The organism is Enterobacter sp. N5-15, assembly GCF_057221635.1.
Genome location: NZ_CM170150.1, coordinates 4,476,521 through 4,501,107, shown reverse-complemented (window position 1 = coordinate 4,501,107; position 24,587 = coordinate 4,476,521). Strand labels below are relative to the sequence as shown.

Below are 24,587 nucleotides of genomic sequence, written 5' to 3'. Positions count from 1 at the left end.
AAACCTAAACCCCATACCCCATCATCTTCAACAGCTGCTGCGCATGCTGCACCGCATCCTGTCGATGCGCCACACCCAGCTTCTGATACAGATTGCGGATATGCGTTTTGATGGTGGTCGCCGCCACCGCCAGCTCGCCGGCGATCTGCTCGTTGCTGTAGCCTGAATAGATCAGCCCCAGAACCTGCCATTCACGCTGGGTGAGCGGGCTGGTGCGGATAAGCTCCGGCACTTCCGGGTGGTTCAGCAGACGTTCAACGAAGTTCTCATCAAAGTGCGCGAACTTGTGCCGATGATGCTGGTTAATCTCGCGCAGAATGCGCTGGGCGCGATGCTGATCCAGCTCCGGCAGCGTGTTGAGCTGAATAAGCTGACGCAGCTGCTGCGCCATTACTTCACCTTCAATCACAAAGTGGCTGATAAACCCGGTGCGGTTAGCCAGCTGCAGTGCTTCGAGCAGCACGCGCTGGGCATCGTTTTTACGACCCGCCTGCCAGTAGAGCTGGTTCAGCAGCAGCAGGTTGCGGTTCAGGTCGCTCATCAGACGCAGGCTGCGCGCGTTCTCGTTCAGCTCTTCCAGCACAATCTCAGCGGGCTCTAATTCACCGAGCAGGATCTGCGCGCGGGCAATGTTGCGCCACTGGCTCTGCAGGAAGTGGTTGTTCGCAAATTCCGGTTTGGGCGTCTGACGCAGCCAGTTGGCGGCGGATTTTTTATCGCCGGTCATCTGCCAGTAAATCACCCGGACCTTATCGGCGTTGGAGACCCAGTCGCTATGATACTGACCGTTGCCGAGCAGGTTCTCCAGGCGGTTAAGATGGTTGCGGGCATTATCGAGATCGCCGCGCGCCAGCGAGCACTGCACCAGCAGCGCCAGACACTGCAGCTGCTGCTGAGGCTGGAAGCTGGAAAGGACATTCACACCCTGGCGGGCGCAGCTTTCCGCTTCATCCAGACGCGACCATGCCCACAGCAGCTGAGCGCGAATACGCAACAGGAACTCGTGCATCGGCAGCTGTTCCAGGTGCTGTTCACGAATCAGCTGGAACGCTTTTTCCTGGTTTTCCCAGGCGGCCTGCAGGAACCCCTGTGCAAATAAAATCTCGCTCTGTTGGATCAGGCTCCACAGCGCGTAATGCCAGACATCGTGCCGACGCGCCATCTGTTCGGTTTGCTGCATCAGTGAAAGCGAACGGGTGAGGTCGCCTTTGCAGTGCAGCACCTCGCCGTGCACCGAGGTCGCCACGATGCGGCTGTAGAAGTTAGCCAGCGGCAGTTCATCCAGCGCGACCATCGCCAGCCGCTCAGCTTCGTCCGGGTCGCCGTCGTTAATGGCCACCTGAGCGCGCAGCGCGTTGAACTCGCCGTGCAGGGTGGTATCCATTTCGCTTTCCATCTCCTGCTCGGCGCGCGCCAGCAGGGTGTTCACTTCGCTGTAGCGATGCTGACTCTGCATCAGCCAGGCCTGCAGCAGAACCAGACGCGGGTTCTCCAGCAGGCTTTCCCACGGCAGGGCTTTGAGAGACTCTTCCAGCAGCGTCAGTTCGCTGTGGTTGAACAGGCCCCACGCATGGTTGAGGAGGATATCGCGCAGCATGCTGGCATCACCGGCGGCCAGCGCGTGGTGGATGGCCTCGCTCGGGAAGCCTTGTGCCATCCAGCTTTCGGCAGCGGCGCGGTGGATCTCCGGAAGTTCAACCGCCAGCTCCCACTGACAGCGCTGGCGCAGGAAGCTGCCAAACAGCGGGTGATAGCTAAACCACTCGCCCGGATCGTCCATGCGCGTCAGGAAAAGGCCCTGACGTTCAATCTCTTCGAGCTGTAGCTGACCGTTTTCACAACCGGTGACGCGCACGATCAGCGCATCGTTCATGGAACGCAGCAGAGAGCTTTTCAGCAGGAAATTACGCGTCGAGGGATCGACGCTGTCCAGCACCTCATCCACGAGGTAGTCAGAAAGGTGGCTGGCGTTGATGCCCGCCAGACGCCGCGCAGACTGATGCGCCGGACTGTTGTTTTGCCGGGCAGAGAGGGCGATTAGCTGCAGCGCCGTGGCCCAGCCGGCAACGTCATCGCACAGGCGGCTGCTTTCGGCGGCCTCAATGGGCGATGTCAGTCGGCAGTCAAAGAACTGTTTCGCTTCCTGGTGGGTAAAGGCCAGCTGCTGGCTGCCCACTTCCAGAAGCTGATCGCGCACGCGCAGGTTGGCAATACCCAGCTGCGGCAGGTTGCGTGACAGCACCACTAAGGTCAGGTTTTCCGGCTGATGGCGCAGGAAGAAACGCATCGATTCATGAATCACCGGGTTAGTGATGAGATGGTAATCATCAATCACCACGTAAAGCGGGCGATGCCATTCGGCCAGTTCGATAAACAGCTGAGAGAAAAGGGAGGACAGGCTGGCGTACTGGCGCTTTTGCACCATCACCTCACTGGCGACGCAGTGTCCATGGGTGGCTTGCTGTATGGCGGCAATCAGATAGCTGGCAAAACGCTCCTGCTGGTTATCGCCCTCGTCGAGGGAGTACCAGCCAAGATCGCTCTTACCCGCGGCCCATTGCGAAATGAGCGTTGTTTTTCCATAGCCTGCAGGGCTCGTAACCAGCGCCAGTCGGAAATTATGCGCGCCGGAAAGTTTAGCCAACAGACGCTCGCGAACCACTGTATGGTCAAGGCGAACCGGGCGACTTAATTTAGACGGAATCAACATAGGTTTCACTTCACTGTGGGGAACGAGAGATTTTATTTTTTTTGCGCTTCGTAATTAATAGGATATAAGGTCGAACAGAAAGAGAACTATTGCAAGTTATGTCTGGGTTTTGTGGTTCTGAATTTGCACTCTGTCACAAAACATTCAGGCAAATGTTGGAACTTTCTCGAAAGGGGCTTCACGCCGCGTCACTGCTGGCTTGTCTGTATACATTACCGCTGCGCTGAAACTGGTTTCAGAAAGGTATAGTGACGTCAAATTTAATAAAGTCCGGGTAAAGTTGAGTGAGAGTAATAGTCTCCATAAAGGTGACCCGATGACTAAATTATTATTCTACGTAAGTAATTATTTCTGAGCGGATTAATTTCCCCCGAAACTGCATTTCATTTCTTTGACATTCTCCCCTGTTACTTTTTTATCTTCAGGGCACACTCGAACTATGCTCTGAGAGTGGCCTCGATCACACTTTTCTGCTCATCCCCGCTACTCCTCCCTGTCTAATCCCCCACAGGAGGAGGAAGAGGTGAAATGAGCCAGGCACACTAGCGCCAACTTGTGTTTTCTTTCTAAAGGATGCCGATCCCCTATGTCACAGCCTACCTTCAACAAAGCTCAATTCCAGGCTGCCCTGACGCGTCAGTGGCAGCGTTTTGGCCTTCATGCTGCAAACGAAATGACGCCTCACCAGTGGTGGCAGGCCGTGAGCGGTGCGCTCGCAGAACAGCTGGATGCTCAACCGGTGGCGAAGCCTGTTAAGGGCCAGCGTCACGTGAACTATATCTCGATGGAATTCCTGATTGGCCGCCTGACCGGCAATAACCTGCTGAACCTTGGCTGGTATCAGGACGTCGGCGATGTGCTGAAAGAACACGACATTAACCTGACCGACCTGCTGGAAGAAGAGATTGACCCGGCGCTGGGCAACGGCGGCCTGGGCCGTCTGGCGGCCTGTTTCCTGGACTCTATGGCGACCGTCGGCCAGTCGGCGATCGGCTATGGTCTGAACTATCAGTACGGCCTGTTCCGTCAGTCGTTTGCCGATGGCCATCAGATGGAAGCGCCGGACGACTGGCATCGCAATACCTATCCGTGGTTCCGCCACAACGCGCAGCTGGATGTGCAGGTCGGCATTGGCGGGAAAGTCACAAAGCAGGGGCTCTGGGAACCGGCGTTCACCATTACCGGTGAAGCCTGGGATCTGCCGGTGCTTGGCTACCGTAACGGCGTGGCGCAGCCGCTGCGTCTGTGGCAGGCGAAGCACGCGCATCCGTTTAACCTGACCAAATTCAACGACGGCGATTTCCTGCGCGCCGAGCAGCAGGGCATCGACGCCGAGAAGCTGACCAAAGTCCTCTACCCGAACGACAACCACCTGGCGGGTAAAAAGCTGCGCCTGATGCAGCAGTACTTCCAGTGCGCCTGCTCCGTGGCGGACATTCTGCGTCGCCATCACCTGGCGGGCCGCAAGCTGGCGCAGCTGCCGGACTTCGAAGTGATTCAGCTCAATGACACGCACCCGACTATTGCCATCCCGGAACTGCTGCGCGTGCTGATCGACGAGCATCAGCTGAGCTGGGACGACGCCTGGGCCATCACCAGCCGCACCTTTGCCTACACCAACCACACCCTGATGCCGGAAGCGCTCGAGTGCTGGGATGAGAAGCTGGTGAAAACGCTGCTGCCGCGGCACATGCAGATCATCAACAAGATTAACGACCAGTTTAAAACCCTGGTGGATAAAACCTGGCCGGGCAACAAAGCGGTCTGGGCGAAGCTGGCGGTGGTTCACGATAAGCAGGTGCGCATGGCGAACATGTGCGTAGTCAGCGGCTTTGCGGTGAACGGCGTGGCGGCGCTGCACTCGGATCTGGTGGTCAAAGATCTCTTCCCGGAATACCACCAGCTGTGGCCGACCAAATTCCACAACGTGACCAACGGCATCACGCCGCGCCGCTGGATCAAGCAGTGCAACCCGCTGCTGGCCGGCCTGCTGGACAAGACCCTGAAGAAAGAGTGGGCCAACGACCTGGACCAGCTCATCAACCTGGAAAAACAGGCTGACGACGCGAAGTTCCGCAAGCAGTACCGCGCGATCAAGCTGGAGAACAAGGTTCGCCTGGCGGAGTTCGTGAAAATGCGTACCGGGATTGAGATCAACCCGAATGCCATTTTCGATATCCAGATCAAACGTCTGCACGAGTACAAACGTCAGCACCTGAACCTGCTGCATATTCTGGCGCTGTACAAAGAGATCCGCGAGAACCCGCAGGCCGACCGCGTGCCGCGCGTGTTCCTGTTCGGTGCGAAAGCGGCGCCGGGCTACTACCTGGCGAAAAACATTATCCTCGCCATCAATAAAGTGGCGGCGGCGATCAACAGCGATCCGAAAGTGGGCGACAAGCTGAAGGTAGTGTTCCTGCCGGACTACTGCGTCTCGGCGGCTGAACTGCTGATCCCGGCGGCGGATATCTCCGAGCAGATCTCGACGGCGGGGAAAGAGGCGTCCGGTACCGGCAACATGAAGCTGGCGCTGAACGGCGCGCTGACCGTCGGTACGCTCGACGGGGCAAACGTCGAAATCGCCGAGAAGGTCGGTGAAGAGAATATCTTTATCTTTGGCCATACCGTGGAAGAGGTGAAAGCCATTAAGGCCAAAGGCTATGACCCGGTGAAATGGCGTAAGAAAGACAAAGTGCTGGATGCTGTACTGAAAGAGCTGGAAAGCGGTAAATACAGCGACGGCGACAAGCACGCGTTTGACCAGATGCTGCACAGCATGGACAAACACGGCGGTGACCCGTATCTGGTGATGGCGGACTTCACGGCCTACGTTGAAGCGCAAAAACAGGTCGACGTGCTGTATCGCGACCAGGAAGCGTGGACCCGCGCGTGCATCCTGAACACCGCCCGCTGCGGCATGTTCAGCTCTGACCGTTCAATCCGTGATTATCAGGCCCGTATCTGGCAGGCAAAACGCTAAGGAAGCGCGATGGAGAGTAAACGTCTGGACAGCGCCGCGCAGGCGGCGGGGATCAGCCTCAGTTACATTAATGCTCACGGCAAACCGCAGTCTATTGGCGCCGACACCAAAAGACGTTTGCTGGACGCCATGCACAAAGCCGACGCGAAAGCGTCGGTTGCGCCGGTGCCGAACGTGAAGGTATTCACCGCAGGCAAAAAGATGCCGCTGGCGGTGGAGGGGCGCGGCGAGTTTAGCTGGCTGCTTACCACCGAAGAGGGGCATCAGCACAAAGGCCACGCCACCGGCGGCAAAACGTTAAACCTTCCGGCGAAGCTGCCGGAGGGGTATCACACCCTCACGCTCACCCAGGATGACCTGCGTTTCCACTGCCGGGTAATCGTCGCGCCAAAACGCTGCTACGAGCCGCAGGCGCTGCTCGAAGGCAAAAAGCTGTGGGGCGCCTGCGTGCAGCTCTACACCCTGCGCTCCGACAGCAACTGGGGCATCGGTGATTTTGGCGATCTGAAAAAGATGCTGGCATCCGTGGGCGAGCGCGGCGGCGCGTTTATCGGCCTCAACCCGATCCACGCGCTCTATCCGGCCAACCCGGAGAGCGCCAGCCCGTATAGCCCGTCGTCCCGCCGCTGGCTGAACGTGATTTATATCGACGTTAACGCGTTAGATGACTTCAAAAACAGCAAAGAGGCGCAGGCGTGGTGGAAACTCAGCACCACGCAGCAGGCGCTGAAGCAGGCGCGCGACGCAGACTGGGTGGACTATTCCACCGTCACGGCGCTGAAAATGGCCGCGCTGCGTCTGGCGTGGAAAGGCTTTTCGCAGCGTGACGACGAGCAGATGGCCGCGTTCCGCCAGTTTGTGATGCAGGAGGGCGAGAGCCTGTACTGGCAGGCGGCGTTTGATGCGCTGCACGCGTATCAGGTGAAAGAGGACGAAATGCGCTGGGGCTGGCCGGTCTGGCCTGAAGTGTATCAGTCCGTCGACACGCCTGAAGTGAAAGCGTTCTGTGAAAAATATGCCGATGAAGTGGATTTCTACCTGTGGCTGCAGTGGCTGGCGTACAGCCAGTTTGCCGCCTGCTGGCAGGTGAGCCAGGGCTATAAGATGCCGATCGGCCTGTATCGTGACCTGGCCGTGGGTGTGGCAGAAGGCGGTGCGGAAACCTGGTGCGATCGTGAGCTTTACTGTCTGAAAGCCTCCGTGGGTGCGCCACCGGATATCCTCGGCCCGCTCGGCCAGAACTGGGGACTGCCGCCGATGGATCCGCACGTTATGGCGGCGCGCGCCTACGAGCCGTTTATCGACCTGCTGCGCGCCAACATGCAGAACTGCGGTGCGCTGCGTATCGACCACGTGATGTCCGTGCTGCGCCTGTGGTGGATCCCGTACGGTGAAACCGCCGACCACGGGGCGTACGTGCAGTACCCGGTTGACGATCTGCTGTCGATCCTGGCGCTGGAAAGTAAGCGTCACCAGTGCATGGTGATCGGTGAAGATCTCGGTACCGTGCCGGTGGAAATTGTCAGCAAGCTCCGCGACAGCGGCGTCTACTCCTATAAAGTGCTCTATTTTGAAAACGACCATGAGAAAACCTTCCGCGCGCCGAAAGCGTACCCTGAACAGTCAATGGCAGTCGCGACGACGCATGACCTTCCTACGCTTCGTGGCTATTGGGAAAGCGGCGATCTGACGCTCGGCAAAACGCTGGGTCTGTATCCTGATGAAGAGGTTTTGCGCGGCCTGTATCAGGATCGCGAGCTCTCTAAGCAGGGGCTGCTTGATGCGCTGCACAAGCAGGGCTGTCTGCCGAAACGTGCCGGGCATAAGGCGTCGTTGATGTCGATGACCGCTACCCTCAATCGCGGCCTGCAGCGCTATATTGCCGACAGCAACAGCGCGCTGCTGGGCCTGCAGCCGGAAGACTGGATTGATATGGCGGAGCCGGTGAACATCCCGGGCACCAGCTATCAGTACAAGAACTGGCGTCGCAAGCTGTCCACAACGCTTGAGAAGATGTTTACCGATGACGGGGTGAACAGGCTGATTAAGGATTTGGACAAGCGCAGAAGGGCGGTGGGTAAGAAGCGGTAGTTTCACCCTCACCCTAACCCTCTCCCAGAGGGAGAGGGAATAGAATGTAGGCCGGGTAAGCGTCAGCGCCACCCGGCTTTTTTACATCAGACAACCATATTCAACAGCAGCACCCCGACCAGACCGCACACCGAAATAATGGTTTCCAGCGCGGACCAGGACTTGATGGTTTCACCGATCGTCAGGTTGAAGTACTCCTTGAACAGCCAGAAGCCAGGGTCGTTAACGTGAGAGAAAATCACGCTGCCGGAACCGACGGCGATAACCATCAGCTCAGGGCTTACGCCCGTGGTCGCAATCAGCGGGGCAACGATACCGCCCGCGGTGATCGCCGCAACGGTCGCAGAACCCAGCGCAATACGCAGAACCGCAGCAATTGACCAGGCCATCAGGAGCGGCGACACGTTGGTTTCATGCATCATGGCAGCGATGTATTTGTCCACGCCGCTGTCGACCAGAACCTGCTTGAACGCACCGCCACCGCCGATGATCAGGAGCATCATGGCAATGATTTTGATGGAAGAGGTCAGCGTGTCGTTGATCTGATCCATTGAGCGACCGCGGTTCAGACCGAAGGTGAACATCGCGATCAGCACCGCAATTAGCGTTGCCATCACCGGGTCACCCAGGAATTCCGCAACGGCCAGGAACGCATGGCCTTTCGGCAGGATCATCTCCGCCACGGCACGCATGGCCATCAGGATCACTGGTACCAGAGAGGTCCAGACGCTGACGCCAAAGCCAGGCATCTCTTCTTCGGTGAAGGTTTTGGCGCTGTACAGACCTTCCGGGATCGGCTTATCAATGCCTTTCAGGAAGCGGGCATAAACCGGGCCTGCCAGAATCACGGTTGGGATCGCCAGAATCGTACCGAACAGCAGGGTTTTACCCATATCCGCGTGGAAGATGGTCGCGATAGCGGTTGGACCCGGGTGCGGCGGCAGGAAGCCGTGGGTCACGGACAGCGCCGCAGCCATTGGCACACCGACATACAGCAGCGGGATGTTTGCCGCAGCCGCGATGGTGAACACCAGCGGCAGCATCAGCACGAAGCCCACTTCATAGAACAGCGCGAAACCGACGGTAAAACCGGTTAACACCACGGCCCACTGAATGTGCTGTTTACCGAATTTGGCAATCAGGGTGGTGGCGATACGCTGCGCGCCACCGCAGTCCGCCAGCATTTTGCCGAGCATGGCACCGAAGCCCATGATCAGCGCCAGGCTGCCGAGCGTACCGCCGACGCCGGCTTTAATGGAGCTAATAACCTTAACCAGCGGCATCCCTTGCATCAGACCGACTGCAAGTGCCACCAGAACCAGAGCGATAAATCCGTTCAGCTTGAAGCGGATCATCAAGAGCAGTAATAACACAACACCGATAGCAACGATGACTAATGGCATGATTTACCTGGCCTTTGAATTGTTATGGGTAACGTCATTGTTTCAACGACAAATTCCGATTGTCCCAACTGGGAACAGAGTGTTAACGGCACTAATACTGATGCCTTGGAAACCATTAAGTTTAGTCGGCTGTTATGAGTGTGCTTAGTGCCCACGAGAATGATACGGGTAACATGATGTGATTGAGAATCACCCAGGCAGGCAAAATGTGAATTATGAGACGCAGGTCAACATATAGAGGGAGAGGTAAACGCAAAACGGTAACCACAAGGTTACCGTTTTTAATGTTTTCACCCTCTCCCGTGGGAGAGGGCCGGGGTGAGGGCATCAGACCTCACTATTTTTGTAGGCTCGCTAAGCGCAGCGCCACCGGGCAATACGGGCGAACACTGAATTAGTAGTAAGAGTGCTCGCCGCGCTGGTGCTCGGTCAGGTCACGCACGCCTTTCAGTTCCGGGAATTCGTTCAGCAGCTGCTTCTCGATCCCTTCCTTCAGGGTCACGTCGACCATCGAACAGCCGTTACAGCCGCCGCCGAACTGTAGGATCGCCAGACCGTCTTCCGTGATTTCCATCAGGGTTACACGGCCGCCGTGGCCCGCCAGCTGTGGGTTGATCTGGGATTGCAGCAGATACTCAACGCGCTCCATCAGCGGGGCATCGTCAGACACTTTACGCATTTTCGCGTTCGGCGCTTTCAGGGTCAGCTGAGAACCCAGCTGATCGGTGACGAAGTCGATCTCCGCATCTTCAAGATACGGTGCGCTCAGCTCATCAACGTAGGCGGTGAGCTGTTCAAATTTAAGGGCAGTGTCAGTCGCTTCCACAGCGTCCGGAGGACAATAAGAAACACCACATTCTGCATTCGGAGTGCCTGGATTAATCACAAACACGCGGATCTGCGTCCCTTCTTCCTGATTTGCCAGCAGTTTGGCAAAGTGCGCTTGTGCAGAATCGGAAATACGGATCATAGCTTTGGCCTAATAGTTGACTAAATTACCTGGGTATAATCATACGCCCATTGAAGAAGGGCTACAAGGTACGGCACAGACACCATACCTGAACCGACGCGGCGCCGCTTCGCAAAAGCAGTCGGGAAAGTTCAGCAACGGTACTGCCCGTGGTGACGACATCATCCACAATCGCGATATGGAGACCGTCGACCGGCAATTCAAGGCGAAAGGCATTTTTGAGGTTTCTTTTGCGCAGCCGGGCGCTGAGCTGATGCTGGATGGCGGTGGCATGAACTCGTGTAAGCGCGTTGGCCTCATACCGACAGCCGAGCCACCGCGCGAGGGGGCGGCAGATCAGGTCACTCTGGTTATAGCCGCGCCGCCAGTGCCGACGCCGGTATAGGGGGACATTCACCACCATGTCGATTTTCGGCAGCGCACGCTGACGCTGTGCCTGCAAAACCGCCAGCAATAGCAGGCGGGCAAGGGGCTGTGCCAGCGAGCTCTGCCCGGAAAACTTTAGCGCGTGAATCAGCCTGCTCAGCGGGGGAACATAATCATCCACGGCCACCAGCGCGCTCCACGGCGGGGATTTTTTCAGGCAGCGGCCACAGGGCAAAGAGGGATTTGTGGCCGGTAAACCACATTGTGGACAGGTCCCGATACGCCATTCCAGCGATCGCGTGCAGACGGAGCAGACGCCCCACCGGCTGAGCGCCAGCGGCATTTGGCATAGCCAGCACAAGCCGGGTACTGTTAGCATGTGCAACCTCCATGTGAAAAAAGAGAACAGTAACTGATGAAGACGCTGTGGTGGCAGACCGTAGGGACAGGAAATTGCCATCTTGTGCTGCTGCACGGATGGGGCCTGAACGCGGAGATATGGCATTGCATACGTGAGGAACTTGCCTCGCATTTCACACTGCATCTGGTGGATTTACCCGGCTTTGGCCGCAGCCGCGGATATGGCGCGTTATCGCTTGATGAGATGGCGCAGCAGGTTCTGGACGCAGCGCCGCAAAACGCGGTCTGGCTGGGCTGGAGCCTGGGCGGGCTGGTGGCGAGCCAGATTGCACTGTCGCGGCCTGACCGCGTACAAGCCCTGGTAACGGTGGCGTCGTCACCCTGTTTTAGCGCGCAGGACGCGTGGCCAGGGATCAAACCTGAAGTGCTGGCGGGCTTCCAGCAGCAGCTGAGCGAAGATTTTCAGCGGACCGTGGAGCGGTTTCTTGCATTGCAGACAATGGGCACTGACACCGCGCGTAAAGATGCCCGAACGCTGAAGCAGACCGTGCTTTCGCTGCCGATGCCGGAGGTTGAGGTGCTTAACGGGGGTCTTGAGCTCCTGAAAACGGTTGACCTGCGCGAGCCGCTGGCCGCGCTGACGGTGCCGCACCTGCGTATCTACGGTTACCTCGACGGGATTGTGCCGCGCAAAGTGGTTCCGCTGCTGGATTCGCTCTGGCCGGACAGCGAATCGCAGATTATTGCCAAAGCCGCACATGCCCCGTTTATCTCCCATCCGACGGAGTTTTGTTCAGCGCTCATTGCGTTAAGTCAACGTTTAGACTGATTATTTTCTATCCAGCCTGGAAAAAGTTACACACCGCAACCATACTCCTGATGTCGTTGCGGTTGTTCTGCCTACGATAATCAAAACAACAATCCTATGGAGAGTCAGGTTATGAAACTTGTTACAGGTATTGTCACTTCTCTGGTTATTGGGTCACTGTCATTTGGCGTCTTTGCGGCAAAAGAGCTGGAAAAAGATAAAGTTGCCAGCATGAATCTGACGAAAATTGGTGAAATTTCTACGTCTGACACCACCGCGCCGATGGACGCGAGAAAAGAGCTGTCGAAGAAAGCGGATGAGCTGGGCGGAACGTACTACGTCGTCACCAGCGCTGAAAAGCAGACCAAAAACGTACGCGCAACGGCGGACGTCTACAAGTAATACGATAAAGCCAGGCAGCGATGCCTGGCTTGATTAACGCAGTGCCCACCACTCCCTGAGGCAGGCCTTTCCTTCCGGACAGCTTTTACAACTGCCGGATAGACAGCCGTCCGCGTCTTCCTGAATCCGCACGGCTTTCCCCATGGCTTCCAGTCTTTCCAGCATGGCATCGATCATCGGCTGCGGCGTATGCAGGCTGAGGCTCAGCTGTTTCGCCTCCATCCGCCCTTGCAGTGCCAGCAGGTCACGAACCTGAATCAACGATGCCATGGTGTGCTCCTTAGTGACAGTCGCCCGCCGGGCTGCTGCAGCAGGTCGCGGCGGTTTTACGGTTTGCCAGCAGGTCGATGTCGACGCGGCTGCGTGCCCGCCGCAGAAGACCGAGCACTATCACGTTAAACAGCACAACCGCGAGAATGCAGACCAGGCTGTAGCGCGGATGCTGGCTGAAGTTAACGGTTTGATAAAAGAGCGTCGACAGCGAGTACGCAATGTTTAACCCCCACAGGATGGAGAAGCCCATCCAGCCGCGGCTGGACTCGCGGGCAATCGCTCCCATCACGGAGATGCACGGAATGTAGAGCAGAACAAAGATGAGGTAGCTGTAGGCCGCGGACGCGCTGCCAAATTTCTCGCCCATCACGCCCATGGCACCCGTCGCCATTTCGCCGTCGCCTTTGCTCGCCTCAATAGGGTTCGCCAGCACGCTCAGGCTGAAGGTGTCTTTCAGGCTCTGCCAGGTCTCCTCTACGGCAACCAGCAGTTCATGCCCGAGATGAAACTCTGCCGGATTAAATTCCTGCTCCTGAATGTTCTCAGCGGTGTAAAGCGTGTTCAGGGTGCCGACAACCACCTCTTTTGCCATCGCGCCGGTGAACAGCCCGACGGTTGCCTGCCAGTTATCCTCATGCACGCCAATCGGTTTAAAGACCGGCGTGATGACGCGGCTGACGGAGGCGAGGGCAGAGTCGTTGATGTTATCTGCCGCCTGCCCGCTGAGGGTGAAGCTGTTCAGCGCGCTCAGGAAAATGCTGACGATGACAATGACCTTACCGGCGCGCAGCACAAAGCCTTTCAGGCGCTGCCAGGTCTGGATCGCCAGGCTTTTCAGATGCGGCACGTGATACACCGGCAGCTCCATCACAAACGGTGACGCTTCACCGCGCATGATGGTGTGCTTCAGCATCAGACCGGTGAGGATCGCCATCACGATGCCCAGCACGTACAGCGAAAAGACCGCCAGCGCGCCCTGCTGACCGAAGAAGGCAGCGGCAAAGACCGCAAAGATTGCCAGGCGGGCACCGCAGGACATAAACGGCGCCATCATGATGGTCATCAGACGTTCACGCGGCGCATCAAGCGTGCGCGCGCCCATCACCGACGGCACGTTACAGCCGAAGCCGACAATCAGCGGAACGAAGGATTTACCCGGCAGACCCAGCGCCTGCATCAGACGATCCATCACGAACGCGGCGCGCGCCATGTAGCCGGAATCTTCCAGGAACGAGAGGAACAGATACATCATGCCGATCTGCGGCACCAGAGGCAGAACGGTGTTGATACCGCCGCCGATCCCCTGTGCGAGGAAGATGGTTAACCATTCCGGGAAGTGCAGGGTGTAACCCACCCACTGAATACCGTGCACGAAGACCGCGACGGAACCAGCGTCGAAAATGGGCTGGAGTGCGCCACCGATGTTAATGGCGAGCAGGAACATCACGTACATCACCAGCAGGAAGATGGGCAAACCGAGGAAGCGGTTAAGCACCACTTTATCCACCGCTGCCGTAAAGCGGCTGGGTTCTGCCGTCAGGGCGTTGCTGACAACGTCGCAAATCGAGGCGATGGCCTGATAACGCGCATCGGCGATGTGCAGCGCCGGGTCGTCCAGCTCGTCGCTAAGACGGGCTACCGTCGCGTCCAGCTTATCTGCCGCATGCCCGGCGTAAGCGCGGCTGTAGATATCGCCTTCCAGCATCTGCAGGCCGAGCCACAGGCGCTGTTTCGCAGGCATGCTGTTGTCCATCTCCTGCGCCAGCAAATTGGCTTCGCGCAGGAGAGGCTGCGCGTAATGCACCAGCTCAATGTCGCGATTACCCTGGTGACGGTCAATGGCCAGCTTCAGCGCGTCAATACCGCGAGCGCGCGTCGAGACCAGCGGAACGACCGGGCACCCCAGGCGCGCGGAGAGGGCATCGACGTCGATGCGCAGCTTTTGTTTCTCCGCAATGTCGAGCATGTTGAGCGCCACGATGCAGGGGATACCCAGCTCCAGCAGCTGCAGCGTCAGATAAAGGTTACGCTCGAGATTGGAGGCGTCGACCACGTTGATCAGCAGGTCCGCGTCGCCGCCAAGAATATAGTGGCAGGCAATCTGCTCATCGAGCGAGGTTTGCGACGAAATGGTGGTTAAGGAGTAGGTGCCGGGAAGGTCAACCAGCGTCACCTGATTGTCCGTTGTCGTGAACTGGCCCTCTTTACGCTCAACCGTCACGCCCGCCCAGTTGCCCACGCGCTGGCGTGCGCCGGTCAGCTGGTTAAAAAGGGTGGTCTTGCCGGAATTAGGATTGCCAATTAAGCCAATAGTTAACTTTTTCATTTTTTTAGACTCACTGAAACCGCTGGCTTGTTATCGGGATAAGGCTTCGACTTCTATTAACGCGAGGTCTTTCTTACGCAGCACCAGATTCACGCGGCGGGTTTCGATGTGAACCGGGTCACCTAGCGGCGCCACGCGCACGACCTGGAATGACGAGCCGGGCAGCATGCCCAGCGACAGCAGCTTTTGCCGATAGGCCGGGCTAATTTCGCGGGTAAAACCGGTAATCTTCCATGCACTGTCTGGAGTGAATTGCATAACGCCTGATTCCACGAAAGGTTAAATTATCTACTATGGGATGATAATGAGAATAGTTTTTATCAGCAATATTAAAACTGTGACGGAATGTTGTTTGCGGTATTAATTTACGGCCTGTTTGACCTTGCTCAATATTTGCTGAATTGCCTGGAAAATGAAAAGAGGAGTATTTGTTAACGGGGTGATAATTAGTGGTTTAAATATGGCTACATTCTATTTATTTTAATTCGCTGCGGCCTGCTTGCCGGGCGGCACTGCGTTTGCCCGGCCTACAAAACCGTAGGCCCGGTAAGCGCAGCGCCACCGGGCATTGACAACCTTAGCGTTTCTTACCCATCGCTGCCGCCAGCGCATCCATCATCGCGCTGTTGCCGGCAGGCTGCGCATCACGTCCGCGCGGTTTTGCTGCTTTCGCGGCCGGACGCTGCTGCTCGCGGCCACCGCCATTGCCGCCGCGGCGCGCGTTGGTGTCGCCAGGCTGCTCGTCCAGACGCATGGTCAGGGCGATACGCTTGCGCTGCAGATCCACTTCCAGCACTTTGACCTTCACGATGTCGCCCGCTTTGACCACGGTGTGCGGGTCTTCAACGAACTTGTCGGCGAGGGATGAGATATGCACCAGTCCGTCCTGATGCACGCCGATATCCACAAACGCGCCAAAGTTGGTCACGTTGGTCACCGCGCCTTCCAGCACCATGCCGGGCAGCAGGTCGTTCATGGTTTCCACGCCGTCAGCAAAGGTCGCCGTTTTGAACTCAGGACGCGGATCGCGGCCCGGCTTTTCCAGCTCTTTGATGATGTCGGTGACGGTTGGGACACCAAATTTGTCGTCGGTGAAATCAACGGCTTTCAGGTTGCGCAGGGCGCTGTTGTCACCCATAAGATCTTTCAGTGCCTGCTGGGTGGCGGCCAGAATGCGTTCCACCACAGGGTACGCTTCCGGGTGAACGGTAGAGGCATCCAGGGGGTTATCGCCGTGGTTGATGCGCAGGAAGCCCGCGCACTGCTCAAAGGCTTTTGGCCCCAGACGGCTCACCTTCAGCAGCTGCTGACGGTTCTGGAACTGGCCGTTCTCATCACGCCAGGCGACGATGTTCTGCGCCATCATGCGGGTTAAGCCCGCCACGCGGGTCAGCAGGGGGACGGAGGCGGTGTTCAGGTCAACGCCGACGGCGTTTACGCAGTCTTCCACCACCGCATCCAGCTTGCGCGCCAGCTGAGTCTGGCTCACGTCGTGCTGATACTGACCCACGCCGATAGATTTCGGGTCGATCTTCACCAGCTCCGCCAGCGGATCCTGCAGGCGGCGAGCGATTGAAACCGCACCGCGCAGGGAAACGTCCAGGTCCGGGAACTCCAGCGCCGCCAGCTCGGAGGCGGAATAGACGGATGCCCCCGCTTCGCTGACGATCACTTTCTGCGCCGTCACTTTCGGGAACTGCTTCTGCACGTCGAGGTAGAAACGTTCGGTTTCGCGGGACGCCGTACCGTTGCCGATGGCAACCAGCTCCACGTTGTATTTTTCGCACAGCGCCGCCACCACGACGGCCGCTTTCGCTGCCTGGCCGGTGTGCGGATAGATGGTGTCGGTGGCGACGAGCTTGCCGGTGCCGTCAACCACGGCGACCTTCACGCCGGTACGCAGACCCGGATCGAGACCCATGGTTGCGCGCAGGCCGGCAGGGGCGGCCATCAGCAGGTCGTGCAGGTTACGGGCGAAGACGTTAATCGCTTCATCTTCGGCGCGCTCGCGCACGGTGCCCATCAGCTCGGTTTCGAGGTGCATCAGCACCTTGATGCGCCAGGTCCAGCTCACCACGCCTTTGCGCCAGCTGTCCGCCGGGGCGTTGTTCAGGCGCAGGCCGAGATGGTCGATAATGATCTGCTCGCAGTGGCTCTCTTTCGGCGGCTCGTCAAACTGCGGGTCGGCGTTCAGGGAGAGCTGGAGCACGCCTTCGTTGCGGCCGCGGAACATCGCCAGCGCGCGGTGTGAAGGGGCGGTAGAGATCGGTTCGTGGTGATCGAAGTAGTCGCGGAATTTCGCGCCTTCTTCCTCTTTACCCGCGACGACGGTAGAGACGATGTGGGCATTCTTCCACAGGTAATCACGCACTTTAGCGAGCAGGGCGGCGTCTTCGGCGAAGCGCTCCATCAGAATGTAGCGCGCGCCGTCGAGGGCGGCCTTGGTGTCCGCTACGCCTTTGTCGGCGTCGATAAATTTGGCGGCTTCGGTTTCCGGGTCGTGGGACGGCTCGTTCCACAGCAGGTCGGCCAGCGGCTCAAGGCCCGCTTCAATCGCAATCTGCCCGCGCGTGCGGCGCTTCGGTTTATACGGCAGATAGAGATCTTCGAGTTCGGTTTTGCTCAGGGTACCGTTAATGGCGCTTTCCAGCTCGCTGGTCAGTTTGCCCTGTTCGCCGATGGATTTGAGGATCGCCTGACGACGTTCTTCCAGCTCGCGCAGATAGCCCAGACGGGTCTCCAGGTTACGCAGCTGCGTGTCATCCAGACCGCCGGTGACTTCCTTACGATAGCGTGCAATAAACGGCACGGTGTTCCCTTCATCAAGCAGGCGAACGGCAGCTTCTACCTGTTCGGCTCTGGCCTGAATATCACCCGCAATAATGCGGCAGAGCGAATCTTTCATCATGGCTTTATCATCTGTTGAGTCGAAAAATCAGGGGATAGTTATACGGGCTGACACGGCAAAATGCCAGCCGGGGAGGGCGCTCTCGGACTATTTTACGTAGACGATCTCATTGACGTACCAGCTGGCTTCTCCGGCCGGGGTCTGAACGACGGCCAGATCGCCCACTTCCTTTTTCAGTAGAGCGCGGGCCATCGGGGAGTCGATGGAGATGTAATCCTTACGACCAAAAATTTCATCGTAGCCGACAATGCGAAACCGCAGGGTGTCACCGTCGTCGTTTTCAATTTCCACCCACGCGCCGAAAAATACCTTGCCCTCCTGCTGCGGGGAGTAATCGACAATTTTGAGATTCTCGAGGCACTTGGTCAGATAGCGAACCCGGCGGTCAATTTCGCGCAGCCGCTTTTTATTGTACTGGTAGTCAGCGTTTTCGCTGCGATCGCCCAGGCTTGCCGCCCAGGTGACTTTTTTGGTTACTTCAGGACGCTCTTCGCGCCAGAGGTAATCCATCTCTTTTTTGAGTTTCTCATACCCTTCGCGGGTGATCAGGGGCGTTTTCATGGTAAAGCCTTTGCTGCCGGTTTTCTGTCTTGCGCACAATACGTACCACACAGTGTAACAGACAGGATTAATAATGATTTATGTGATGAAATGAGCAGATAAGCTGCTGTTAAATATGCTTTGTAACAATTTCGACTAGAATTTATACCAGAATTAGCTGGTCGAATACGTGCACTTTTTTAGAATACGCTGTTACAAAGACTATCCGAACCTTTGGGAGTACACACAATGCAAGAGAACTACAAAATTCTGGTCGTGGATGACGACATGCGCCTGCGTGCGCTGCTGGAACGTTATCTGACTGAGCAGGGCTTCCAGGTTCGTAGCGTCGCGAACGCTGAGCAGATGGACCGTCTGCTGACCCGTGAATCTTTCCACCTGATGGTGCTCGACCTGATGCTGCCCGGCGAAGACGGGCTTTCTATCTGCCGCCGTCTGCGCAGCCAGAGCAACCCGATGCCGATCATCATGGTGACGGCGAAGGGCGAGGAAGTTGACCGTATCGTGGGCCTCGAAATCGGCGCGGACGACTACATTCCAAAACCGTTTAACCCGCGTGAACTGCTGGCGCGTATTCGCGCTGTTCTCCGCCGTCAGGCGAACGAACTGCCAGGCGCACCGTCGCAGGAAGAAGCCGTCATCGCCTTCGGCAAGTTCAAGCTGAACCTCGGCACGCGCGAGATGTTCCGTGAAGACGAGCCAATGCCGCTTACCAGCGGCGAGTTTGCGGTACTGAAAGCGCTGGTCAGCCACCCGCGTGAACCGCTTTCCCGTGACAAGCTGATGAACCTGGCGCGCGGTCGCGAATACTCCGCAATGGAACGCTCTATTGACGTGCAGATCTCTCGCCTGCGCCGCATGGTGGAAGAAGATCCTGCTCATCCTCGTTATATTCAGACCGTATGGGGTCTGGGCTACGTGTTCGTCCCGGACGGCTCTAAAGCATGAGGCGAATGCGCTTCTCGCCGCGTAGCTCGTTTGCCCGCACCCTGTTGCTGATCGTCACCCTGCTGTTCGTCAGCCTGGTGACGACCTATCTGGTGGTGCTGAACTTTGCGATCCTGCCGAGCCTCCAGCAGTTTAATAAGGTCCTGGCCTACGAAGTCCGTATGCTGATGACCGACAAACTGCAGCTGGAGGACGGCACGCAGCTCGTCGTTCCCCCGGCGTTTCGCCGTGAAATCTACCGTGAGCTGGGCATTTCGCTCTACTCCAACGAAGCGGCGGAAGACGCGGGCCTGCGCTGGGCGCAGCATTACGAATTCCTCAGCCAGCAGATGGCGCAGCAGCTGGGCGGCCCAACGGAAGTGCGCGTTGAGGTCAACAAAAGCTCGCCCGTCGTCTGGCTGAAAACCTGGCTGTCACCCAATATCTGGGTGCGCGTCCCGCTGACCGAAATCCATCAGGGCGACTTCTCGCCGCTGTTCCGCTACACCCTGGCGATTATGCTGCTGGCGATAGGCGGCGCGTGGCTATTTATCCGTATACAGAACCGACCGCTGGTCGACCTGGAGCACGCTGCGCTGCAGGTCGGTAAAGGAATTATTCCTCCTCCGCTGCGCGAGTATGGCGCCTCGGAAGTCCGTTCGGTGACGCGCGCGTTTAACCATATGGCGGCAGGCGTGAAGCAGCTGGCGGATGACCGTACGCTGCTGATGGCGGGCGTCAGCCATGACCTGCGCACGCCGCTGACGCGTATTCGCCTGGCGACGGAGATGATGGGGGAAGAGGACGGTTACCTTGCCGAGTCCATCAACAAGGACATCGAAGAGTGTAACGCCATCATTGAGCAGTTCATCGACTACCTGCGCACCGGGCAGGAGATGCCAATGGAGATGGCGGATCTGAACGCGGTGCTGGGCGAGGTGGTGGCGGCGGAAAGCGGCTACGAGCGCGAGATTGATACCGACCTTCAGGCGGGGGAGATCCAGGTACGCATGCACCCGCTCTCCATCAAACGTGCGGTTGCCAACATGGTGGTCAACGCGGCGCGGTACGGTAACGGCTGGATCAAAGTCAGCAGCGGGTCTGAACTCAACCGCGCCTGGTTCCAGGTGGAGGATGACGGTCCGGGCATCAAGCCCGAGCAGCGTAAGCATCTGTTCCAGCCGTTTGTGCGCGGCGACAGCGCGCGCAGCACCAGCGGTACGGGCTTAGGCCTGGCGATTGTTCAGCGTATTATCGATAACCACAACGGGCTGCTGGAAATTGGCACCAGCGAGCGGGGTGGATTGAGCATTCGCGCCTGGCTGCCGGTACCGGTGACGCGGGGGCAGGTGAAAGAGGGTTAAAAAAAGGGTGGCGCTCGCCACCCCCCGACAAAATGTGGTCTCTGCGGCCTGATGCCCTCACCCCGACCCTCTCCCACGGGGAGAGGGAGAAAACATTAAAAAAGGCAACTTACGTTGCCTTTTGCTTTTACCTTGGTCCCGCACTCACCAGCGCAGCACCCGCCGGGGTATCGGTATACTTCTCGAAGTTCTCAATAAACAGCTTCGCCAGCGATTCCGCCTTCTCGCGCCACTGCTCAGGAGAACCGTACGTATTGCGCGGGTCGAGGATATGCGTATCCACACCCGGCAGCGACGTTGGGATCGCCAGGTTAAACATTGGCAGCGTGAAGGTTTCGGCGTCGTCCAGAGAACCATCCAGAATGGCGTCGATAATCGCGCGGGTATCTTTGATAGAGATACGTTTGCCGGTACCGTTCCAGCCGGTGTTCACCAGATAGGCCTGCGCGCCGGATGCCTGCATGCGTTTCACCAGCACTTCAGCGTACTGCGTCGGGTGCAGCGACAGGAAGGCCGCGCCGAAGCAGGCTGAGAAGGTTGGGGTTGGCTCCGTCACGCCGCGCTCGGTACCCGCCAGCTTGGCGGTAAAGCCGGAGAGGAAGTGGTACTGCGTCTGGCTGGCCGTCAGGCGGGACACCGGAGGCAGCACGCCGAACGCATCCGCCGTCAGGAAAATGACCTTCGTGGCATGACCCGCTTTTGACACCGGCTTCACGATATTGTCGATGTGGTAGATCGGGTAAGAGACGCGGGTGTTTTCCGTTTTCGACGCATCGTCGAAGTCGATGGAGCCGTCGGCGCGCACGGTGACGTTTTCCAGCAGCGCATCGCGACGGATCGCGTGGAAGATATCCGGCTCGGCCTCTTCGGACAGGCGAATGGTCTTCGCGTAGCAGCCGCCTTCAAAGTTGAATACGCCGTCGTCATCCCAGCCGTGTTCGTCATCGCCAATGAGACGACGTTTTGGATCGGTGGAGAGGGTGGTTTTACCGGTGCCGGACAGGCCGAAGAATACCGCCACGTCGCCTTTTTCACCGACGTTAGCCGAGCAGTGCATGGAGGCGATGCCCCGCAGCGGCAGCAGGTAGTTCATGACGGAGAACATCCCTTTCTTCATTTCGCCGCCGTACCAGGTTCCGCCGATCAGCTGGATACGCTCGGTCAGGTTGAAGGCCACAAAGTTTTCGGAGTTCAGACCCTGCTCTTTCCACTGTGGATTCGTGCATTTTGCACCGTTCATCACGATGAAATCCGGGGTGAAATCCTGCAGCTCTTCGTCGGTTGGACGAATAAACATGTTTTTCACGAAATGCGCCTGCCAGGCCACTTCAGTGATAAAACGCACGGAGAGACGGGTGTCGGCGTTAGCGCCGCAGAAAGCGTCGACAATGAACAGGCGCTTGCCGGAAAGCTGATGGGTGACGAGCCCTTTCAGGTGCTGCCAGGTTTCCGGGGAGAGCGGTTTGTTGTCGTTCTTCCCTTTGCCCTTGTCAGCCCACCACAGCGTATCGCGGGTGGTTTCGTCTCGGACGATATACTTATCTTTCGGCGAACGACCGGTAAAGATACCGGTATCGACGGCGATAGCACCAAGATTCGTCAACACACCACGCTCGTATCCTTCCAGTGCTGGATTGAGCTCTTCCTGATACAGCGTATCGTAGTCGGGGTTGTAGACGATTTCCTGGACGTCGTGAATACCATAAGCCTTGAGATTTTGCGGGGTTAAACCAGTAACACGCATATCACTGCTCCTTAGCCAATATGTACTGCCTGAAATTGTAGGGTTTTTCTGAGGTTGTTAACCGCGACGGGGCTCATAGATTTACGCATCTGGACAAAACCCTTACTAACGGAAAACGCTGCGACTCCAGTCACAGCGCAGGCGGATTATCGCAGGAATCGCTTTTTGGTTGGGGAAAATGTTCCGAAAAGGTTAAAGAGTGGTGATTTTATCGGAAAGAATGTGAATGTAATCGCATACACGTAAGAAAATTACGTAAGAGTTACATAGGGAAAACGATTCAGCTTGGGGGGAGTTTTTTACCCCTCACCCCAGCCCTCTCCCCAAAGGGAGAGGGAACAGGATGGGGATATTAGTGAACCTGCGGATCCGCCGGGGAGGCGTTATTGCGGATCTCAGCGATATCCATCGAATTGAACACGTAGTGCGTACCGCAGTAGTCACAGTGCATATCAATTTCGCCGTCTTCCGCCATGATGCTGTCGATCTCTTCATCCGGCAGGGTTTTCAGCGCGCCAGCGCAGCGCTCGCGGGAGCAGGTGCACTTAAATTCCACCGCCTGCGGGTCGTAGACCGTCACTTCTTCTTCGTGGTACAGACGCCACAGCACGTCGGTCGCTGACAGGTTGAACAGCTCTTCCGCTTTGATGGTTTCGGTCAGCGTCGCCAGGTGCTCGAAGTCATTGGTCTGTGCGTCCTGCGCAGGCAGAACCTGCAGCAGCATACCGCCGGCAGCAGGCTGACCGTCCACTTCACCGGTGCGGATGAAGAGACGCGTCGGCAGCTGTTCAGAACGCATGAAGTAATCTTCCAGGCAGGCTGCCAGGGTATCGCCTTCCAGACCCACCACGCCCTGATAGCGCTCACCTTCCTCAGGGGAGATGGTGATCACCAGGTAGCCATTACCTACCAGCGTTTTGAGGTCCGCATTTTCAGGCACGTCGCCCTGAACGCGCGCCACGCCGCGCATCTGCTGTTGGTTATTGCCGTTGATCACCGCCAGCGTCATCGGGCCGTCACCCTGCAGCTGCACGGTGATATCACCGGCAAACTTCAGCGTCGCCGTCAGCAGGCTGGTGGCAACCAGCAGTTCGCCCAACAGGGTCTTCACCGGCAGCGGGTAGTTGTGGTTTTCCAGAATCTGTTTCCAGGTTTCGGATACGGTGACCAGCTCGCCGCGCACGGCGAATTGTTCAAACAGATAGCGGTGTAATTGGTCGTGTTGGGCCATTTTCATCTCTCGTGCGGGTGAGGTTACTCGGTCTCACCGTGTTTAAATTTCATCAGATCGCGGCGCTCTTTTTTATCCGGCCGCCGGTCCGGGTGAGGCATCGTCAGCGCGTTCATTTTGCGCGCCAGCGCGGTCTTCTCGCGCTTTTCAATGCTCTCCGCCGTCTCTTCATAAAGCAGTACGGCTTCCGTTGCGGGTCGACGCTGTTCGGTAATGGCTTTAATCACCACCGTACGTTCATCGTTGCCCTGACGCAGCGTTAAGGTGGCATTCAGCTCAACCAGCTTGCTCGGTTTGCTGCGCTGGCCGTTGTAATGCACTTTTCCGCCGTCAACCATCTCGCGGGCAAGGGCGCGTGTTTTATAAAAACGCGCTGCCCACAGCCATTTATCCAGTCTTACCCCGTCAGAGGGTTTTTCTTTCATGGCGTCTCCTTCACGGTCAGTGAGGGGATCATCTGGCGATAGTCGTTCAGTCCAGGGTGGCGCAGATAGCTTTTTTCAGCCAGGCCAGAGTCAGGATTGGTCACGCCAAGACAGTAGCGAATGCCAAACCTTGCCGCGGAATCCAGAATGGGCTCGCTGTCATCAATGAACAGCGTACGTTCTGGCTGCAAACCCGTCTCTTCCTTCACCGCATGCCACAACCGCTGATCCTCTTTCGGATAACCAAATGTGTGGGTGGAAAGTAATAAATCAAGGTGCGACGCCAGGCCGGTATGCTCCAGCTTCACCGCCAGATTATGGGGATGCGCGTTGGTCAGCAAAATACGGCGCTTGCCGCTGGCTTTCAGCGCATCCAGAAAGGGCACGGTATCCTCGCGCAGAACGGCGCGCGGGCCCTGGGCGGTGGTCATGGCACAAATATCCAAACCGAGGCGCTCGCTCCAGTAATCAAGACAGTACCAGTTTAGCGTATGTTGCACCGCGCTATATTGCGAACGAATGAATGCCTGCGCTTCTGCCGGGGAGATCCCCTGCTGTTCGCCGTAGGTTTCAGGAACCAGCGTTTGCCAGAAATAGTTATCAAAGGCGAGATCGAGCAGCGTGCCGTCCATATCCAGCAGAACGGTGTCAACCTCCTGCCAGGCGATATCAAGATGCATTAGGGGGAACTCCAGCCAGAAGAAACGTGCGCGACAGGGTAGCACATCTTGTCGCGCA

19 protein-coding genes are annotated in these 24,587 nt (G+C 57.6%); 6 read left to right on the top strand and 13 right to left on the bottom strand.

The features are described from left to right. Positions 1-4: 4 nt before the first annotated feature. The gene (malT, locus tag AC2TE5_RS21355; RefSeq protein WP_213329107.1) at positions 5-2,710 is read right to left on the bottom strand and encodes an HTH-type transcriptional regulator MalT; all 2,706 of its coding nucleotides are present in this window, start codon (positions 2,708-2,710) and stop codon (positions 5-7) included. A 586-nt stretch (positions 2,711-3,296) separates the two neighbouring features. On the opposite strand from malT, the gene malP reads away from it, so the two are divergent. Together malP and malQ are read left to right on the top strand one after the other, a co-directional pair. Next, positions 3,297-5,690, top strand: a complete 2,394-nt coding sequence (gene malP / locus AC2TE5_RS21350) for a maltodextrin phosphorylase (RefSeq protein WP_213329108.1) — start codon at positions 3,297-3,299, stop codon at positions 5,688-5,690. A 9-nt stretch (positions 5,691-5,699) separates the two neighbouring features. After that, a complete protein-coding gene (gene malQ / locus AC2TE5_RS21345) occupies positions 5,700-7,781 on the top strand; it encodes a 4-alpha-glucanotransferase (RefSeq protein WP_484612318.1) in 2,082 nt (693 codons plus the stop codon). Positions 7,782-7,867: 86 nt separating this feature from the next. Here the strand turns inward: malQ and gntT are convergent, their stop codons facing one another. From gntT to gntX, 3 genes are all read right to left on the bottom strand, one after another. Next, on the bottom strand, positions 7,868-9,184 hold the full coding sequence (gntT, locus tag AC2TE5_RS21340; protein ID WP_213329110.1) for a gluconate transporter: 1,317 nt from the start codon (positions 9,182-9,184) through the stop codon (positions 7,868-7,870). Between the two features lie 394 nt (positions 9,185-9,578). Next, positions 9,579-10,154: a Fe-S biogenesis protein NfuA gene (gene nfuA, locus AC2TE5_RS21335; protein ID WP_029742206.1), complete on the bottom strand. Its 576-nt coding sequence runs from the start codon at positions 10,152-10,154 to the stop codon at positions 9,579-9,581. A gap of 61 nt (positions 10,155-10,215) precedes the next feature. Continuing rightward, positions 10,216-10,899 (bottom strand): DNA utilization protein GntX, encoded by a 684-nt coding sequence (gene gntX, locus AC2TE5_RS21330; protein WP_484612317.1) that lies wholly within the window; start codon positions 10,897-10,899, stop codon positions 10,216-10,218. Positions 10,900-10,935: 36 nt separating this feature from the next. Here gntX and bioH point away from each other — a divergent pair, with 36 nt between their 5' ends. After that, on the top strand, positions 10,936-11,709 hold the full coding sequence (gene bioH, locus AC2TE5_RS21325; RefSeq protein WP_213329112.1) for a pimeloyl-ACP methyl ester esterase BioH: 774 nt from the start codon (positions 10,936-10,938) through the stop codon (positions 11,707-11,709). Positions 11,710-11,820: 111 nt separating this feature from the next. Then, on the top strand, positions 11,821-12,090 hold the full coding sequence (locus AC2TE5_RS21320) for a YdgH/BhsA/McbA-like domain containing protein (RefSeq protein ID WP_133295262.1): 270 nt from the start codon (positions 11,821-11,823) through the stop codon (positions 12,088-12,090). A 33-nt stretch (positions 12,091-12,123) separates the two neighbouring features. On the opposite strand, the gene feoC is transcribed toward AC2TE5_RS21320, so the two are convergent. The 5 genes from feoC to greB form a co-directional block, all read right to left on the bottom strand. Then, positions 12,124-12,360, bottom strand: a complete 237-nt coding sequence (gene feoC / locus AC2TE5_RS21315) for a [Fe-S]-dependent transcriptional repressor FeoC (protein WP_024907906.1) — start codon at positions 12,358-12,360, stop codon at positions 12,124-12,126. A gap of 10 nt (positions 12,361-12,370) precedes the next feature. After that, positions 12,371-14,689 carry a Fe(2+) transporter permease subunit FeoB gene (feoB, locus tag AC2TE5_RS21310; RefSeq protein ID WP_484612316.1) on the bottom strand — a complete coding sequence of 773 codons (2,319 nt, stop codon included), beginning with the start codon at positions 14,687-14,689 and terminating at the stop codon, positions 12,371-12,373. A 30-nt stretch (positions 14,690-14,719) separates the two neighbouring features. Beyond that, entirely contained in the window at positions 14,720-14,947 is a 228-nt protein-coding gene (feoA, locus tag AC2TE5_RS21305; protein WP_008503050.1) for a ferrous iron transporter A, read from the bottom strand. Positions 14,948-15,266: 319 nt separating this feature from the next. Then, entirely contained in the window at positions 15,267-17,597 is a 2,331-nt protein-coding gene (locus AC2TE5_RS21300; protein ID WP_484612315.1) for a Tex family protein, read from the bottom strand. Positions 17,598-17,684: 87 nt separating this feature from the next. Then, positions 17,685-18,158, bottom strand: a complete 474-nt coding sequence (gene greB / locus AC2TE5_RS21295; RefSeq protein ID WP_014885539.1) for a transcription elongation factor GreB — start codon at positions 18,156-18,158, stop codon at positions 17,685-17,687. Between the two features lie 228 nt (positions 18,159-18,386). Here greB and ompR point away from each other — a divergent pair, with 228 nt between their 5' ends. Both ompR and envZ read left to right on the top strand, forming a co-directional pair. Next, positions 18,387-19,106, top strand: coding sequence for an osmolarity response regulator transcription factor OmpR (gene ompR, locus AC2TE5_RS21290; RefSeq protein ID WP_001157751.1), 720 nt, complete (start codon positions 18,387-18,389; stop codon positions 19,104-19,106). Next, on the top strand, positions 19,103-20,449 hold the full coding sequence (gene envZ, locus AC2TE5_RS21285) for a two-component system sensor histidine kinase EnvZ (protein WP_010436407.1): 1,347 nt from the start codon (positions 19,103-19,105) through the stop codon (positions 20,447-20,449). Before ompR ends, envZ begins: the two co-directional genes overlap by 4 nt. A 127-nt stretch (positions 20,450-20,576) precedes the next feature. Here envZ and pckA read toward each other — a convergent pair whose 3' ends face one another. The 4 genes from pckA to yrfG all read right to left on the bottom strand — a co-directional run bounded on the left by pckA (position 20,577) and on the right by yrfG (position 24,529). After that, positions 20,577-22,193, bottom strand: coding sequence for a phosphoenolpyruvate carboxykinase (ATP) (gene pckA / locus AC2TE5_RS21280; protein WP_484612314.1), 1,617 nt, complete (start codon positions 22,191-22,193; stop codon positions 20,577-20,579). A 352-nt stretch (positions 22,194-22,545) separates the two neighbouring features. Continuing rightward, positions 22,546-23,430: an Hsp33 family molecular chaperone HslO gene (hslO, locus tag AC2TE5_RS21275; RefSeq protein WP_162269339.1), complete on the bottom strand. Its 885-nt coding sequence runs from the start codon at positions 23,428-23,430 to the stop codon at positions 22,546-22,548. 17 nt (positions 23,431-23,447) lie between these two features. Further along, entirely contained in the window at positions 23,448-23,849 is a 402-nt protein-coding gene (gene hslR, locus AC2TE5_RS21270; protein WP_023333710.1) for a ribosome-associated heat shock protein Hsp15, read from the bottom strand. Continuing rightward, entirely contained in the window at positions 23,846-24,529 is a 684-nt protein-coding gene (yrfG, locus tag AC2TE5_RS21265) for a GMP/IMP nucleotidase (protein WP_032641117.1), read from the bottom strand. The genes hslR and yrfG overlap by 4 nt, the downstream gene beginning before the upstream one ends. Between the last annotated feature and the right edge of the window lie 58 nt (positions 24,530-24,587).